Origin of the sequence: Planktothricoides raciborskii GIHE-MW2, assembly GCF_040564635.1 — a bacterium.
Classification (GTDB): Bacteria; Cyanobacteriota; Cyanobacteriia; order Cyanobacteriales; family Laspinemataceae; genus Planktothricoides; species Planktothricoides raciborskii.
Map to the genome: position 1 here is coordinate 4,810,633 of NZ_CP159837.1, position 16,098 is coordinate 4,826,730.

Sequence of the window (16,098 nt, forward strand, 5' to 3'; positions counted from 1 at the left end):
TAAAAGGTATTTTTTAATTAAAATTTAAGTATAATTAATTGTTGATTTGAGCAATAATAGCGAAAAAATTCCCAAAAAATATGGCAAAAATATTAGTGATTGATGATGATATTACTGTCCAATTAGTGTTAGTTCACTTACTAGAAAGAGAAGGACATCAGGTGAACACCGCAACCGATGGAGCAACCGGAATGCAACTGGCCAAGCAACAGCATCCAGATGCGATCGTTTGTGATTGGATGATGCCCGGTCTTGACGGTCTAGAAGTCTGTCGTCAAGTGAATGCCGATCCCGATTTGGCCACGACTTTTTTTATTTTACTAACCGCGAGGGAAGATGTGGGCGATCGCGTCAAAGGTTTAGATGCGGGGGCTGATGAGTTTCTCTCGAAACCCATTGAAGCGGAAGAATTGTTAGCCCGAATGCGAGCCGGTTTGCGATCGCGTCGGTTAACCCAACAAGTGGCACACACCAATCAGTATCTAGCGGCCTTAGTAGAAGTGCAAAATTTATTATTAGCCTGTAGCGGTCACTGTATTTTATACAACCAAGCGATCGCCACCTTGGGAAAAGTCTTTGGGGCGAGTCAGGTTTATGTTTGTCGATTATCTTTCGACTCCGAGGGCAACCTTAAACCTTTACTCCAAGGGGAATGGTGTGAAACCAATTCTTGTGAGACTTCGGAAAAACTTTCTCCACCCACACTGATCGAGACTCAGCTTTTCCCTAGCTGGTTAGAAATGCTAGAAAAAGGCCAAATTATTACCGGGAAAGTGGCGGAATTACCAGAATCCGAGCAAGAGGTTTTACAGGCTTTAGGGATTTCAGCCATCTTAATTTTACCTTTAATTGTAGATGCTCAACTATTTGGCTGGATTAATTTTGAATTTAAACATCAAGATTACTCATTTAATTCCTCAGAAATAGAAATTTTACGAGCCGCCGCCGCCGCATTTTCCCTGCATTTTGATCGCTGCTTGACCGAGGAAGAACTCCGCAAAAGTGAGGCGCATTATCGGGCGATTGTGGAAGACCAAACCGAACTGATTTGTCGGTTCGCTCCCGATGGCAAACTGACTTTTGTCAATGAGGCTTATTGTCGTTATTTTGGCATTAGCCGTGCCGAAGCCTTGAATAATTCTCTCGTGCCATTCATTCCTGACCTGAAGCGAGATATTATGCAATATCCCGTGATGATTCACGAAAGTCGGATCGTCTTAAACAATGGCAAAAATCGCTGGTTACAGTGGAGCGATCGGGCTATTTTTGACCACCAAGGAATCTTACTAGGTTTTCAAGCGGTTGCTCAAGATATCACGGAACGCAAGCGAGCGGAGGAAGAAACTATCAAAGCACTGCAAAAAGAAAAAGAATTGTCAGAACTGAGAAGTCGCTTTGTTTCAATGGTGTCCCATGAATTTAGAAATCCTTTAAGTTCGATTATTTCAGCGGCAGACTTGTTGGAATATTACATAGAAACTGCCAGCACCGAGAAAAAACTTCAATATATTGAGCGGATTCAAAATGCATCGACTACGATGAATGAGTTATTAGAAGATGTTTTAGTCATTGGTCGTCACGAAGCGAATAAGGTAGTTTTCCAGCCGACTGAAATCAACTTAATTGAGTTTGGTCAAAAAATCATCAAAGAAATTGAGTTTAGTTTGAATCGAGCCAATCAAATTATTTTTAAATATCAAGCATATTTGGATTCAGATAAAGATGAATTAAATCATAATATTTGCGGCTTTTTTGATGAAAAATTGTTGCGACAAATATTATCTAATTTACTATCGAATGCCATTAAGTATTCGGCGAATAATGCTTTAATTTATCTGGATTTAATCGGGAGAGATAGTGAGGTTATTTTTATGGTTAAAGATAGCGGTATTGGCATTCCCAGTGATGATTTGCCTCACCTGTTTGAATCATTCCATCGCTGTCAAAATGTTGGTATGATATCTGGAACTGGACTAGGTTTGACCATTGTTAAACGCAGTGTTGATATGCACGGAGGCCAGATTTTTGTGGAGAGTGAAGTTGGTGTTGGGACTACGTTTACAGTGACTCTACCATTGCAGTTATAACTGGAAGAAAATACCAGTCCTTAGCCTTGGAAAAATCAGGTGAACCGATGACAAGAAACATGGCAATTGTTCCTCGTATCTTATAGGAAACGCCGCTATTTTTTCCTGTTGTTTCTCAGTGTATTGCTCAGAGTCAACAAAATACATTGAGCCGCGATCGCCACTGGATTTTGGAGTAAAGCCAGTGGCGATCGCGGCAATTCGTCTCGAATAGGGAAAAGAAGAATTATCTCCTCTGATTCCCCTAACATCTTTCTGAGTTATGGAAAATTTTGGGGCATTTCAACCTTGTTGGGAATATTTAAGACCAGAGGGTTTTGGCTTGAATCCACTCATTTGACTCATAGACTTGCGACGGTACATGACTTGTCACTCCTTGAAGAGTTAAAGGATCAAAACCCAACTGCTGAGTAATTCTTTCCCTTGCTAAAATACGATATTCCCAGAAATGCTCTCCTGCACCACATAATCCTAAATAGATATTCAGCAATTGAGGCTTTTGCTGGAGAATTTGCCAGAGTTGTTGCCAAAACTGACTACGAATTTCTGGGCTTTGCCAACCTTGTCGCCATAGTAATCGAGCTATGAATACCAGGAGTTTACGTTTAGGAAAATACATCGGTTGGTGTAGCAGAGGATTGGTTTTGATTTTAAGACATTGTTGAAAACAACGTTTTAAATAGTTTTGCGGATCATATAATGTCCAAATTGCTTCAATATACTCGTGTGCAATCTCAGCAAGGGGACGAGTGGGTTTAAAATTCATCAGGGCATTTTGATCCCCAAATTCTTCTCCTCCTGTTCCTTCTAGGAGGCGTTGTTCTTTTTTGAGGCGTTGCCACAGGGCAGTATTGGGTATCGCTTGTAAAATCCCTAACATCGGTTGGGGAATATTGGTGGCTTCGACAAAGGCTTGAATGCGATCGCCCGCTCCTTTGCGTTCACCATCAAAACCCAGGATAAATCCGGCATAAATGAGTAAACCTGCGTCATTAATAATGTGACAGGCATCGATGAGGGAATGACGAGTATTTTGAAACTTCAGCGTGAGTTCTAAGCTATCCTGATCCGGTGTTTCAATCCCCAGAAATACCGCATAGAAACCCGCTTTGACCATTAAATCAAGCAACTCTGAGTCTTCGGCTAAATTAACCGAAGCTTCTGTCATAAAAGTGAAAGGATAATGACGTTCTTCCATCCAGGGAATTAAATCCCGTAATAATCGTTTGACATTACGAGTATTCCCGATAAAGTTATCATCAACTATCAAAACTGAACCGCGCCAACCTAAATCATAGAGAATTTGTAATTCGGCTAAGGTTTGACTAGGGTCTTTGGTTCGTGATTTGCGTCCGTAAAGGTTGGTAATATCGCAAAATTCACATTGAAAGGGACAACCCCGCGAAAATTGAACTGCCATCATTAGGTAATCTTCTCGTTTCAGCAAATCGAAACGAGGTGGAGGGCTTTGGCTTATATCAGGTTTTTCTGAAGCCCGAAAAATTCCTTGTTCTTGACCGGAATTAATGGCATCAAGGAATTGGGAAATGGTAATCTCTCCTTCATCTAAAATCAAATAATTCGCACCTGCTGCCAGTGCCGGATCGGGAATTGAAGTAGGATAAGGCCCACCCACAGCAACCTTTTTGCCTAGTTGCACTGCTTTTTTTATTTGAGCGAGAAAATCGTCTTTTTGGGCTAACATTGCGGAAAGAATCACTAAATCACACCATTCCCAGTCTTGATCGGTTTCGGATTGAACATTGCGATCGCAAAACCGGATTTCCCAGTCTTGGGGTAATAAAGCGGCAACAGTAATAATACCTAACGGGGGAACTGATGCTTTGAGTCCTACCATTTTCATAAAGGCATGATAAGACCAAAAAGTTTTAGGAAAAAGAGGATAAAGCAATAAAGCTTTCATACAAAATTGATTTTAATAAAAAACTGAATAGTTTATTTTAGCAATCCATTTTATGTTTGCCCACATTTATTATAAAACTTTATATTTATTTTATTTTTATTAAAATAAAACACCATAAAATGCAAAGTTTTTGCCATAAGACTTGTTTATTCTTGATCCCAAACTATATATATAAATCAAAAATGTATTTGTAAATTAATTTTGATAAAAAAAACCAAATAAAAAATTTTTTGTTTTAATTACATTATTTATTGTTATTTGTTTTGTTAAAAACATTAAAAAATTTAATATATTAAAGCAATAATGATTTTAGGCTTAAATAATCTCACCTCACCATGAGAATAAACAATGACATTTGGTAGAAAAAATATTTGTTTACCTTGTTTCAAAGAATTAATAGGATACTTATTGTTTGATGATTTTGTGGCGTTTGATGCAGGTAATCTCAGGCTAAATCTAATAAAAATATTTTTTTCCCCTGGATATATATTTTAAAAACGTTGATTTATGGCGATGACAATAAAAAAATAATTTTACGACGGAATTAATCAATCAAAATCCTCTGAACTTCTTTCATATCCAGGGGAATATCTCTAACTCATTTTAAAATAAGCCAACCGAAAACTTAAACATTCTTTAAGAATGTTTAAGTTTTTATAACGGTCAGATCGGATCGCTAACCCCGAAAAAGTTTTTTGGCAATCCTCAATAGCATCTCTGCTGCTTCCTGTGTGCATATACAGACCACAGGATAAAAAAGAAAAGCATAAAGGATTCTCTGGGAAAATCGGCAGGGGCGATCGTTATCGAGCCACTAAAGCGATATATTTAACAAAGGAGACGATCGGGTTCATCTTCAAACCATGACACAAAAAGATCCGTTTTATTTGGCGCTGGCGTTTACCCTAAAATGGGAAGGCGGTGAAGGACATTCCCAGGATCTAGCTGGGGTGGTGAATCGAGGCATTAGTCAAGATACTTACGATACTTATCGCCAAGGGAAAGGCTTATCTTTAAAATCCGTGAGTGAGATTACTGAGGCGGAAGTTGAACAAGTTTATCGAGAATTATTTTGGCAACTTTGCCACGCAGAGTTAATGTGTCTGCCGTTGGCGATCGCCCACTTCGATACCGCCGTTAATTTTAGTGTTCGGGGTAGCATAGAATTTTTGCAAGAAACCCTCGGTGTGGCAATCAATGGTAATTTTGGGTCAACGACCCAAAAGGCATTGGCTGCCCAAAATAATCTGGCAACGGCCAAGCGCTATTGTGAAAATCGGATAGCTTATCGCTACCAGCGGGTTGAGAAAAGTCCCTCGCAGCAAATATTTCTGGAAGGATGGCTGAAAAGAGATCGCGACCTATTGGAGTATATTAGTCAGCAGGAAAATTCTCAACACGATAGTTCAAATCTGAAAAATTCCCAAGAAAACAAGGAAAAATCTATGAAACTAGAAGATTTTTTAGGCACCCAGAGAAAATATGATGTGAAGGCGATCGCGGCCGATAGTGAACTCAGTAAACAGATTCAAACTCGCCTCATTGACTTAGGCTTACTAGCTCCTCCCGCAGACGGAATGTTTGGCCCAGTTTCCACCGGATCTCTAAAGCGGTTTCAAGAACTGATGAACTGTGGGGAACCGAACTTTTTAGGAGCGAAAACAGCCAAAGCACTGCTCGAAGCCACTCGCGATAGCTTGGCTGCGGATGCCCCAACCCTGTACACCACCAGAGCGACTGTCTTTAAAGCCCGACCGATTCAATCCACGCAATTATCCGATGCGGAAAAAGAAGCAATTTCTGATGGCAGATCCTTTAAACTGAATAACTATGAAGTCGAGCGCGATCACATCAGAATCACCCTGCGAAATGACTCTTTTAAAGGCTCAAAAGTTTGGTACGTTTTTGGCGCCCACGCGGAAATTTTTGAAGGGAATAAACGAGTTTATCCGCCCCTCAAACCCCAAACCGTCAAACTGAATGTTCCTTACAAATCCCAACTAGATAACTATTATAATCCCACCGGGTCTTGTAATGTGACTTCCTTGGCCATGTGTATGGAGTATGTGGGCATTCCTCGGCGAGATAATATCGGCCAATATGAGGATGAACTGTATGAATACGCCTTAAATAAGGGCTACAGCCGTCACGACCCCTACGATTTAGCGCGGATTGTGCGGGATTATGGCGGCAAGGATAATTTTAAAGACAATGCCACCATTGAAGAAGTCAAAGACTGGTTAGCCGCCGGAAATCCAGTGGTGACTCATGGCTACTTTACTTCTTTTGGTCACATTGTTGCCCTGGTTGGCTATACTCCTTCCGGCTTCTATGTTCACGACCCCTACGGAGAATGGTTCCCCACGGGCTATCGCACCGACCTACCGGGCAACTATCTCCTCTACTCCTACAATTTAATTCGCAACGTTTGTATGCCTGATGGCAGCTTCTGGGTTCACTTTATTTCTAAGTAAGCAAACTAAGTCAGCAAACTAAGTCAGCAAAAAGAATTTTGGGCGATCGCGCTGAAATCTGATTCATCAGCGATCCCCAACGAGTATGATTACCCTAGCTAACCATTTCAGGGAAAGCAAAAACCCAGATGCGAATATTATTTGTGGCCGCAGAAGCGGCACCCCTGGCCAAAGTTGGTGGGATGGGTGATGTTGTCGGCGCCCTCCCAAAATACCTCCGACGCATGGGCCATGATGTCCGAGTATTCATGCCCTACTACGGATTTATGCCCGATAAAGTGGAAGTCCCCAAAGATCCGATTTGGTGGGGATATGCCATGTTTGAAAACTTCGCGGTTTATGAAACCGTGTTTCCGGGAACCGATGTACCACTCTATTTGTTTGGTCATCCCAGTTTCTGGCCTCGGCGGATTTACTCCGGCGAAGACGAAGACTGGCGGTTCACCCTATTTGCCAATGGTGCCGCTGAATTTGCCTGGAACTATTGGAAACCGGACATCATCCATTGCCACGACTGGCACACCGGCATGATTCCCGTTTGGATGAACCAGTCCCCGGATATCACCACGGTTTTCACTATTCATAACTTGGCCTATCAAGGGCCGTGGCGCTGGTACTTAGAGAAAATTACCTGGTGTCCTTGGTATATGCAAGGCCATAACACTATGGCTGCGGCGGTGCAGTTTGCCGATCGCGTCAACACCGTGTCTCCCACCTACGCCGCACAAATCCGTACCCCTGAATATGGGGAAAAAATTGAGGGATTGCTCTCTTTTATCAGTGAGAAAAGCTGGGGCATTCTCAATGGAATTGATACGGAAAGTTACGATCCAGCCACGGATGTGAGTCTGAAACAGACTTTCACTGCCGAAACCATTGAGAAACGTCAAGCCAATAAGGTGGCCTTGCAAGAAGAAGTCGGTCTAGAAGTAAACAAGGGTGCCTTTTTAATTGGCATGGTGACTCGCTTGGTCGAACAGAAAGGGATTGATTTGGCTTTACAAATCCTCGATCGCTTTATGGCCTATACCGACGCCCAATTCGTCTTACTAGGTACGGGCGATCGCTACTATGAAACCGCGATGTGGCAACTCGCCACCCGTTATCCCGGTCGCATGGCCACCTACTTGCTATATAACGACAACCTAGCGCGGCGCATTTATGCTGGCTCCGACGCCTTCTTAATGCCCAGTCGATTTGAACCTTGCGGCATCAGCCAAATGCTGGCCATGCGCTACGGCTGCGTCCCCATCGTGCGTCGGACTGGCGGTTTAGTGGATACGGTTTCGTTCAATATCCCTGGGGATTCCACCAGTGAAGGATCTGGGACGGGTTTCTGCTTCGATCGCTATGAACCCTTAGACCTATTCACCTGTATGGTGCGAGCCTACGAAGGTTTCCGTTACAAAGACGAGTGGCAAAAACTCCAACAACGGGGAATGCGTGAAGACTTTAGTTGGACAAAATCCGCCAAAGAATATGTGCGGATGTACAACTCCATCTATGGCATCACCGAAGAACCACCAGATCCAGAACCCCCGACCACCTAGCAATTAACAATTGACAATTAACAATGAAAAGAGAAAAGAGATGCATAGAAAAGAGAAAAGAGATGCATAGAAAAGAGATGCATAGAAAAGAGATGCATAGAGACTCTATCCTCTATCCTCTATCCTCTATCCTCTCTCCTCTATCCTCTATCCTCTCTCCTATATCCTCTATCCTCTCTCCTCTATCCTCTCTTCTTCTTTGGGGTAATTGTCAATATTTAAATCGGTTCCACATATAAATGTTGCATTTTTCGCTGTCGTTTTTTCACTTCTTCGGGAGTTAATTCGGCAGCGAGTTTTTTCTCTTCTTCCTGGCGTTCAATGTCCGGTAATTTCAAAATCACCCCCGCGAGAAACCAATAATAAACCGCCACTGGATCCACATCCAAAGGGTAGTAATAAGTATTCACCGTAATAAACAAAATAAAGACCCAAAAACTCGCCCCATAACCGCGTAAATGTTTATCTTTCACCGAACGGTAAGCCTTGAAGGTAATAAAAGTCAAATGTAACGCCGTTGCCAGGAAAGCAAACATCCCTGGATAACCCAGTTCATAGAGTAACTTGGGATAAAATGTTTCGATTAATTGGGCATCCCCAAATACCCGCGTAGAATTGGTAGCCTTGCCCACCCCTTTACCCAAAATACTCCCTTTCAGAAACTTATGACTTTCATGGAATTGATTAACAATAAATTCTTGGGGCGGAGAAGCTTGCCAGCGACTGACAAAACTATTCACTCTCTCTTCAACAATTGCGGGATTTGATGCTGCCCCAATCACGAGAACTAATGCCAAACCTACGGCAATGGGAACAAATCGTTTAAAGTTGGCAACTTGTCCGGTTAGCAGTAAGAGAATTACCGTTAAAGCGGGCACCAAAGCTAAGGCAATTCTTTGTCCAGAAATTACCGCATTGACAAAGACTAATGCCATAGAAAATAAACCAACAATTCGCCAAAATCTGGAGGTTTCATTAAAGGCTGGGGCAAAACTAAACACCGCATTGCTAATTAAGAACCAAGCCCATTGCCAGGGAGCAACAAAGGTGCCCGGTAAACGCACCATTCCCACTTCGGGACTAAAAACTAAAGACCCTCCCACCAGACATTTGGCATCTAAAGTGGCTTTAAACAAGTCATCTCCCACTAAGCCCCTGGTGCCCCCACATTTTCCTGAATATAGTAAAAAATATTGCAGCAGACCCAAGCCACAACAAATAATCGCCAGAACTGCGTGTAGCCGACCACAGAATAGTAAATCTTTTTTATGCCGAATTAGGTAATAGGCACAGGGAATTAATGGCACATATCCGATTAATACTTTTAACCCAAGAATTCCTTGTAAAAAGGGTTTATAAGGCCCCGAATAATTCGGTGGAGGTGGGGTCATTTGTAAAGAACCGTTGACAAATAATAAAGTGAGTAAGGTGACTCCGAGTAAAATACTGAAGCTGGGCATCCATTCTTTGGCGATCATCAGGGGTAACTTTTTTTTGTTGCAGATCAGTGCCAGAGCGATCGCTGCTGGAATAAAAAACCCATCTTTCGCCAATTGAAATATCGGACTACCTCCACCGATCCAGTAAGTAATTGTGCCGGAAAAGGGCATATAAATCATAAATGCCCATAACCCTTGTCGGGGATATTTATAGCAAAGACCTAAGACCGCAATGCCACCCCCTCCAGCAATGGCAAGTTTCGCTCCGGCAGCGAAAAATAGCCCAATGCCAACCAGCAACCCTATGGCTCCATAAGTAGCGATCGCGGATATGGCTTCTTTAAGATATTTTTGGGCTTTTTTCTTTTGGATAGTCAGTTCTTTTTTGCTCAGAATTGGAGTACCAACTTGTGCCAATTCTTCGCTTGCCGATTTATTCTTTTTTTTAGATTTTTTTTGAGATTTTTTTGCAGATTTTACCATCAGAGGCAATTCTTTAATTTATTCAGAAATGGCCATCGCTTGGGGGATCTTTAGGGAGCGGGGGAGAAGTGAAAAGTCGTAGGGGCTTTCTGGCCATATAGCCTGACGGCATGGGCTTCGCAAGGACGCCCGTACAAAAGAAATATCACTATTCACTATTCACTATTCACTATTCACTCTCTCCTCTGCCCCTCCGCCCCTCCGCCCCTCCGCCCCTCCGCACCCGCCCCTTCGCCGACGGCGAGCCCCCGCTTCTTCCTTATGCCGCTAAGTAGGTCTGCACTACTTGCACCAGATGTTCTGTCCAATATTCGGCCATTTCCTCGGTGGCGGCTTCTACCATGACGCGGATCAGGGGTTCCGTACCGGAAGCGCGGACTAATACCCGACCCCGATCGCCCATTGCTTTTTCTGCTTCGGCGATCGCTTCTTGGACTGGGGCGCATTCTTGCCAAGTGAGACGGCGATCGCGGTCTTCCACCCGGACATTGCGTAACAATTGGGGATAGGTTTGGAAACTCTCATCCCGTAATTCCGCCAAAGACCGGCCACTTTCTTTCACCAAAATGGCAATCTGTAATGCAGTCATCAAACCATCGCCGGTAATACTGTAGTCAGGGCAAATAATATGGCCGGACTGCTCGCCGCCCAACTTAGCACCCGATCGCTGCATTTCCGCATGGACATATTGATCGCCCACGTTCGTGCGAACCAGCTTACCACCAAGTTTTTCCCAAGCTCGCTCAAACCCTAAGTTCGACATCACTGTGGCGACAATGGTATCACCGGGAAGTTTGCCCATTTCCCGGAGTTTTTTACCCCACAGGTAGAGAATGTAGTCGCCATCGATGGGGCGCCCCTGATTATCCACGGCCAGGGAGCGATCGGCATCCCCATCAAAGGCAAAACCCATATCGGCACCATAGTCTTTCACCGCCGTTTCTAACTGTCGCAAATGGGTAGAACCACAATTCACATTAATGCGATCGCCATCGGGCCGATCATGTAAGGCAATTACCAGGGCTCCCATCGCCTCAAACACAGCCGGGGCCAATTGAGACGCGGCACCCCAAGCTAAATCCAAAACAATCCGCAATCCAAGTAACGGCTGTAACTCGTCACTATGTCCGAGAGAACGCTGCAACGACGCAACATAATCCTCAACCAATTCTGGGCGATAGTAATGATGTCCCCAATCATGGTTTAAGGCAGATAAATGGGACTGACCTCTGATTCCCGCTTCAATTTGGGCTTGAACAGCCCCGGAAAGCTTTGTCCCATCCAAACCAAAAAACTTAATCCCATTATCCCCTGGTGGATTATGGCTGGCAGAAATCATCACCCCGCCGATCGCCTTAGAAATACTGGTCAGATAAGCCACACAAGGAGTCGGACATAAGCCCAAATTCCAAACATCCAGTCCAGCAGAAGTCAAACCGGCAGATAGGGCCATTGCCAACATATCGCTAGAATTTCTCGAATCTTGGCCTAAAATAATCGGCCTAGGGGAGTTTTGGTTGACTGTTGACAAAGACTTCAACACTTGCCCAGCCCAAAATCCCGCGTGCAAGGCTAATTCTGCCGTGAGAAAATCGCCAACTTTACCACGAATGCCATCAGTGCCAAATAGAGGACTGTTCGGTAAATCCAGTGCTTTCCCTCTCTGGAGAACCTCATGGAGTTCCAAGGGGGTAGCGATCGCCTCACTTATTGGCGGCACTAACGATAAATTCGCGGTTGCATCTCTAGAACCTTGATTCCAAATTTTTGATGTCACCATAATTTTTTCCACTCCACACAAACACACACAATGTGGAGAATAACATTTTCATCTCCGCTTCTACATAATCCATCGGTAAATTGCCGATCCGGAAAAGCGAAGTCATAAACCTGAGAACTGGCAACTTCCGAGCAACACCCTGGATCTTTCAGAAAAAATCGGGTTTCTCCAGTCTGATTTAAATTTAAATACCCTAATTTTGACTTATTCAACGCTTCTAGAGTTGCCAATTTGCCAATTTGGACAGAGAAATCGGGTTTCTGGGAAATGCCGATCTAAGTCTAGGGGTCAACAACCGTTAACCCCTACATGAAATAATTCCGGTTTTTTCCATCTATATATATTGCTGCAAAACCTTGGCGGTTGCTGCCCCAGTTTTTGCCCAACTAAATTCAGTCGCCCGATTTAAACTAAGTTCTCGTAACTGACTACGCAATTTTGTATCTGTTGCCACAAGATTCATCGCCTCCGTGATTTCTGCCGTATGGTCAGGATTTATTAACAAACCAGCATTGCCCACCACTTCCGGTAAGGAAGAAAGATTAGACGCGATCGCCGGAGTCCCACAAGCCATTGCTTCCAGAATTGGCAGACCAAAGCCTTCCCAAAGACTGGGAAACACTAGGGCGATCGCCTGATTAATTAATATAGGCAATTGGGCAAAAGGCACATATTCTAAAAATTTCACTTGCTGAGTTAAACCCAACTCTTTTACCTGTGCTTTTAGCTGGGGAGTATAGCGATGATCTGGTGTTCCTGCTAACCATAATTCATAATCATAACGATATGGCAAATTAGCAAAAGCTTGGATTAAACGATGCAGATTTTTATACGGATCGCAACGACCAATATAAAGGAAATAATTTTTAGTTTGTAAATCCAGAAACCGAAAATGTTCCGCATCATACCCCAAAGAAATCGGGGTAATTTTTTCTGGAGAAATCTGGCAATATTTAATAATATCTTTGGCGGTGGCTTGGGAATTACAAACAATATGCACTGCTTGCTGGAGTACCAACGGAATATAATAACGGTGGTAATAGGTGAGGGGCGATCGCCAATTGGGAAACCTCAAGGGAATAAAATCATGCACCATCACCACCCACCGACAATGGGAAAATAACGGCGCTTCTGTGACCGGGGAAAATAATAAACTGGCGTTTAAATTTTGGTAAATTTTTGGTAAATTTAATTGAGTCCAGAGAATCCGGGATAAATGTCCTTTTTTGCCATAATCAGGGGTTAAATTATGCGGCACTTGATAGCAGTCATAGCCCCGAATTGTTTGGGATACTAACAAAGTAGGATTTAACTCCCTTAAATAGGGAATAATATTTTTGGCATAAGTGGTAATTCCCGTGGCTTTGGGAATCATAAAAGATAAATTTATCAATAACTTCTGATTTTTAATCATCACTCATTTTGAACGCATAAGAACATTGATTTTCCCAATTAAAACCATTACCTTGACTGAGTGATATTGCTCCGCAACCCTGTCGCGATCGCACATTTTACTAATGGGAAAAAATAACTCTCAATATCATAATCAATCGCCTCATTTTCCGTACTAGCGGCGATATTTTCAAATAATTCTAGAGATTGACGATATTCTTTTCTCTCGGCTAATGCTTGGGCGATCGCCATCAAAGCACTACTTTTAGTATCTGCGGAAGCAATCCCATTGGCCAAATCCAAAGCTTTGGCAAAATCCCCCATCGCGGCATAGCCACTCACCATAGAAATCAAAGCCCGATTTTGCCAATATTCATTTTCGATAGAATTGGTTAAAGTAGTAATGGGATTAATTTGGCCGGTTTTGGCGTATTCCGCAATAATTCCTGGCAACAACCAATCATTGCCCAACAAAGTCTTAGTTAACTCTGCCGCTTGGTCAAATTGCCCTGCCCGAATATACAGCATCACAACTTCTGCTAAGGCGGCGATTTTATTAGTTTCATCGGTAATCCGATTAATATTCTCGACAATGGGCGGAAGTTGATCTACTGTAACTTTTTTGGCAATATCAGTCAATGCCTGAGCTTTATAATAGTCATCTTGAATACTTTGAGCAACTTGTAAAGCTTTGCTCAATTGCTGGGCTTTTGCCCATGCCGTCGCCATTCCCGCTAAAGCCATTGCTTTGCTATTTTCATCCTGAATTTCGGCCACAAGCTGCATCGCTTCCTGTTCTTTTCCTGCTGCCGCATATTCAATAGCAATTTCGGCCAAAGCCATTGGTTGAATCGATTCTGCATCCAGAGTTTTGGCAAAGGCGATCGCCTCAGAAAACATAAGATTTGCCGCTGAATTATTCCCGGAGATCGCATAATACTGGCCAATTCTGGCTAACCCTTTCGCCCGATAAGTTTCATATTCTTTAATAGTTGCCACAAGCTGTTTAGCTTGTTCATAGTTTCCCCCAGCAGCAAGCTGACCCGCGAGTTCTACCAACGTCTGATTTTTCTGTAAATAATCGCCCATTTTTTCCGTCAGAGTGATCGCCTGGGCAAAATCCCCGACCTTGGCATATTCCAGAGCAATTTCTGCCCATTGTGCCGATTGGAAATTCTCCAATTCTACGGTACTACTGGTAATCGATGGATGAATCCCTTTTGGCCCCACCTGGACATAACAAGACAGGGGAATTCCTCTAATTTGGGTGCTGATTTCCGTAGCGGGTGGCCTAGTTTCGGTTTTGGTTTCTTGGCGATCGCTGCACCCACCGACTTGCCCCGTTGCCAAAAGAATTGACATAGAACCCATCATTAGTTTTGAAGAGAAAAATGCTTTCATTTTTATAGGCTCTCAATTGATTATTTTTTGCCGCTTGGTTAGCTCTGACTCGCTGATTATAACACGGGGGAAAAAATTTATAAATATTTTCTAAATAATTTAGAAATAATATTATTGCCCGATAAATCACGAATCAATTAAGCACCCAGGTCAGGTAGGGAGTTAGGTAAATTCAGAAATAGGCTATTGCCAGCGCGATCGGCACATCCCTTCTATCCCATCCTGAGAAGTTTGGGGTATTGGTCTAATCTTTCTTCACAAAACCATCACCAGATCGCCGGGATGATTTCTGTTAGATTCATAATCAGTTAATTCAGCTTTTTTGCCAAAAGCCGACTCTAAAGGTAAAACTTTTAATCCCTCTAATTTGATGCCATTATAGGTGACACCTTGTAACGGATGCCAGCGATAAAAGGGAGCAGTTCCCTCCTCATATTCAATTTTCGTTATTACTAGATAACTAACCGTTAAAATTTCTGGAACTAACAGCACGGGGATTTCTTCTCCCGCTGGAGCGATGAGTTTGTGGGTGGGCTGAAAACTTTTCATGGTCAAAACCGAGGTAAAAGTGAACCATTCAGAAAAAAGCCTTTTACGCTTATCTTAATCAGTATGAAGTCTTGCTTGCCTTTCTTGTGCGATCGCCCGCACAGAATTCCTGTGATTTAACAATGCTTATTTGGTGATTTCTATCACCGAATATCCGATGATTAAACCAGTTTGTAAATTATTGTAAATTATTAAAATAATCTTAAATTATTTTAGACAAATTAACGGCTTTTGCGTTCAGGATTCTACCGAAAAAAAGATCCGCCCGTAGCCCAGAGAAACGGGGTTTCTTGACTAAAATCATGCAGCAACGCCGCAAATTTTAGCCAGAAACCCGGTTTCTGTATTCCTAAACTAGCCCCCCTACACAACTGCATAAAACATGATTTTTGCCAATAATTTGCCACTAATCTTAATAATTATTTACATCCAGCAAACCGGGGGGTGGGGTAATCTCAATTCGCCCCAATTCGAGGTCTACCACGGGGACAATTTCCATCACAAAAGGAATCAATAACTGAGGTTTTTTGGGCTTTTTTGCCTTTTGCTTTTTGCCCGACCCCAAATCATCCTCGCTCAAATTAGCGGATAGGGATTTTGACTCAGCCGCCACCACCAAAACATCGTGACCGGCAGAAATCATATCCACCACCGTCCCCACGAGTTCGCCTGTTTCCTGAAGGAAAACGGGTAAATTAATCAAATCACGGACATGATATTCACCTTCTTCTAAAAGGGGGCGATCGCTTTCCGGCACCAGCAGCAGACTACCGCGCAATGCCTCCGCCTCTTCCACCGTCTCCACCCCAGCCAACTGCACTATATATAAGCTTTTATTAGACAGATAGCGACCGTCCAACAACTCAACGGGCTGAGGTTCCCTGTCACCAGGAGACAATAGCCACCGTTGCCCCGGTTCCAGAAAGCGATCGGGAAAATCCGTACTCGGATAAACGCGCATTTCCCCCCGCAGTCCTTGGGGGGCGACAATTTTACCAATTTCAATCCATTCAGACATC

The 16,098-nt window shown here is 43.2% G+C and carries 12 protein-coding genes and 1 pseudogene; 4 read left to right on the top strand and 9 right to left on the bottom strand.

Features of this window, described 5'->3' with window-relative positions; translation table 11 throughout:
* The first annotated feature begins 80 nt into the window (after positions 1 to 80).
* Entirely contained in the window at positions 81 to 2,087 is a 2,007-nt protein-coding gene (locus ABWT76_RS20720; RefSeq protein WP_354634897.1) for an ATP-binding protein, read from the top strand.
* A 95-nt stretch (positions 2,088 to 2,182) separates the two neighbouring features.
* Here ABWT76_RS20720 and ABWT76_RS20725 read toward each other — a convergent pair whose 3' ends face one another.
* A complete protein-coding gene (locus ABWT76_RS20725; protein ID WP_156331642.1) occupies positions 2,183 to 2,338 on the bottom strand; it encodes a hypothetical protein in 156 nt (51 codons plus the stop codon).
* A gap of 50 nt (positions 2,339 to 2,388) precedes the next feature.
* Positions 2,389 to 4,011, bottom strand: a complete 1,623-nt coding sequence (locus ABWT76_RS20730; protein ID WP_082348807.1) for a B12-binding domain-containing radical SAM protein — start codon at positions 4,009 to 4,011, stop codon at positions 2,389 to 2,391.
* An 863-nt stretch (positions 4,012 to 4,874) separates the two neighbouring features.
* On the opposite strand from ABWT76_RS20730, the pseudogene ABWT76_RS20735 reads away from it, so the two are divergent.
* The 3 genes and pseudogenes from ABWT76_RS20735 to glgA form a co-directional block, all read left to right on the top strand.
* A pseudogene (locus tag ABWT76_RS20735) lies at positions 4,875 to 5,351 on the top strand (glycoside hydrolase family 108 protein); the annotation flags it as partial.
* Between the two features lie 105 nt (positions 5,352 to 5,456).
* Positions 5,457 to 6,485 (top strand): C39 family peptidase, encoded by a 1,029-nt coding sequence (locus ABWT76_RS20740; protein ID WP_054465822.1) that lies wholly within the window; start codon positions 5,457 to 5,459, stop codon positions 6,483 to 6,485.
* A 128-nt stretch (positions 6,486 to 6,613) separates the two neighbouring features.
* A complete protein-coding gene (glgA, locus tag ABWT76_RS20745; RefSeq protein WP_354634898.1) occupies positions 6,614 to 8,035 on the top strand; it encodes a glycogen synthase GlgA in 1,422 nt (473 codons plus the stop codon).
* Between the two features lie 218 nt (positions 8,036 to 8,253).
* On the opposite strand, the gene hpsL is transcribed toward glgA, so the two are convergent.
* From hpsL to rimM, 7 genes are all read right to left on the bottom strand, one after another.
* Positions 8,254 to 9,957 carry a hormogonium polysaccharide biosynthesis protein HpsL gene (hpsL, locus tag ABWT76_RS20750; protein ID WP_054465757.1) on the bottom strand — a complete coding sequence of 568 codons (1,704 nt, stop codon included), beginning with the start codon at positions 9,955 to 9,957 and terminating at the stop codon, positions 8,254 to 8,256.
* A gap of 259 nt (positions 9,958 to 10,216) precedes the next feature.
* Positions 10,217 to 11,737 carry a phosphoglucosamine mutase gene (glmM, locus tag ABWT76_RS20755; protein ID WP_082348806.1) on the bottom strand — a complete coding sequence of 507 codons (1,521 nt, stop codon included), beginning with the start codon at positions 11,735 to 11,737 and terminating at the stop codon, positions 10,217 to 10,219.
* Positions 11,738 to 12,071: 334 nt separating this feature from the next.
* The gene (locus ABWT76_RS20760; RefSeq protein WP_054465755.1) at positions 12,072 to 13,151 is read right to left on the bottom strand and encodes a glycosyltransferase family 1 protein; all 1,080 of its coding nucleotides are present in this window, start codon (positions 13,149 to 13,151) and stop codon (positions 12,072 to 12,074) included.
* Positions 13,152 to 13,198: 47 nt separating this feature from the next.
* Entirely contained in the window at positions 13,199 to 14,491 is a 1,293-nt protein-coding gene (locus ABWT76_RS20765) for a hypothetical protein (protein WP_190882890.1), read from the bottom strand.
* Positions 14,492 to 14,785: 294 nt separating this feature from the next.
* Positions 14,786 to 15,079 carry a hypothetical protein gene (locus ABWT76_RS20770; protein WP_054465753.1) on the bottom strand — a complete coding sequence of 98 codons (294 nt, stop codon included), beginning with the start codon at positions 15,077 to 15,079 and terminating at the stop codon, positions 14,786 to 14,788.
* A 245-nt stretch (positions 15,080 to 15,324) separates the two neighbouring features.
* Positions 15,325 to 15,456 (bottom strand): hypothetical protein, encoded by a 132-nt coding sequence (locus ABWT76_RS20775; protein ID WP_277926246.1) that lies wholly within the window; start codon positions 15,454 to 15,456, stop codon positions 15,325 to 15,327.
* A 35-nt stretch (positions 15,457 to 15,491) separates the two neighbouring features.
* Complete coding sequence (rimM, locus tag ABWT76_RS20780) at positions 15,492 to 16,097, bottom strand: ribosome maturation factor RimM (RefSeq protein ID WP_054465752.1); 606 nt, start codon at positions 16,095 to 16,097, stop codon at positions 15,492 to 15,494.
* Position 16,098 lies beyond the last annotated feature (1 nt).

What these genes read in the sequence shown, in the direction of transcription:
- rimM (WP_054465752.1), bottom strand. Translation starts at nt 16,097, where the DNA reads ATGTCTGAATGGATTGAAATTGGTAAAATTGTCGCCCCCCAAGGACTG.
- ABWT76_RS20775 (WP_277926246.1), bottom strand. Translation starts at nt 15,456, where the DNA reads ATGCAGTTGTGTAGGGGGGCTAGTTTAGGAATACAGAAACCGGGTTTC.
- ABWT76_RS20760 (WP_054465755.1), bottom strand. Translation starts at nt 13,151, where the DNA reads ATGATTAAAAATCAGAAGTTATTGATAAATTTATCTTTTATGATTCCC.
- ABWT76_RS20770 (WP_054465753.1), bottom strand. Translation starts at nt 15,079, where the DNA reads ATGAAAAGTTTTCAGCCCACCCACAAACTCATCGCTCCAGCGGGAGAA.
- ABWT76_RS20730 (WP_082348807.1), bottom strand. Translation starts at nt 4,011, where the DNA reads ATGAAAGCTTTATTGCTTTATCCTCTTTTTCCTAAAACTTTTTGGTCT.
- glmM (WP_082348806.1), bottom strand. Translation starts at nt 11,737, where the DNA reads ATGGTGACATCAAAAATTTGGAATCAAGGTTCTAGAGATGCAACCGCG.
- ABWT76_RS20720 (WP_354634897.1), top strand. Translation starts at nt 81, where the DNA reads ATGGCAAAAATATTAGTGATTGATGATGATATTACTGTCCAATTAGTG.
- glgA (WP_354634898.1), top strand. Translation starts at nt 6,614, where the DNA reads ATGCGAATATTATTTGTGGCCGCAGAAGCGGCACCCCTGGCCAAAGTT.
- ABWT76_RS20725 (WP_156331642.1), bottom strand. Translation starts at nt 2,338, where the DNA reads ATGTTAGGGGAATCAGAGGAGATAATTCTTCTTTTCCCTATTCGAGAC.
- ABWT76_RS20740 (WP_054465822.1), top strand. Translation starts at nt 5,457, where the DNA reads ATGAAACTAGAAGATTTTTTAGGCACCCAGAGAAAATATGATGTGAAG.
- ABWT76_RS20765 (WP_190882890.1), bottom strand. Translation starts at nt 14,491, where the DNA reads ATGTCAATTCTTTTGGCAACGGGGCAAGTCGGTGGGTGCAGCGATCGC.
- hpsL (WP_054465757.1), bottom strand. Translation starts at nt 9,957, where the DNA reads ATGGTAAAATCTGCAAAAAAATCTCAAAAAAAATCTAAAAAAAAGAAT.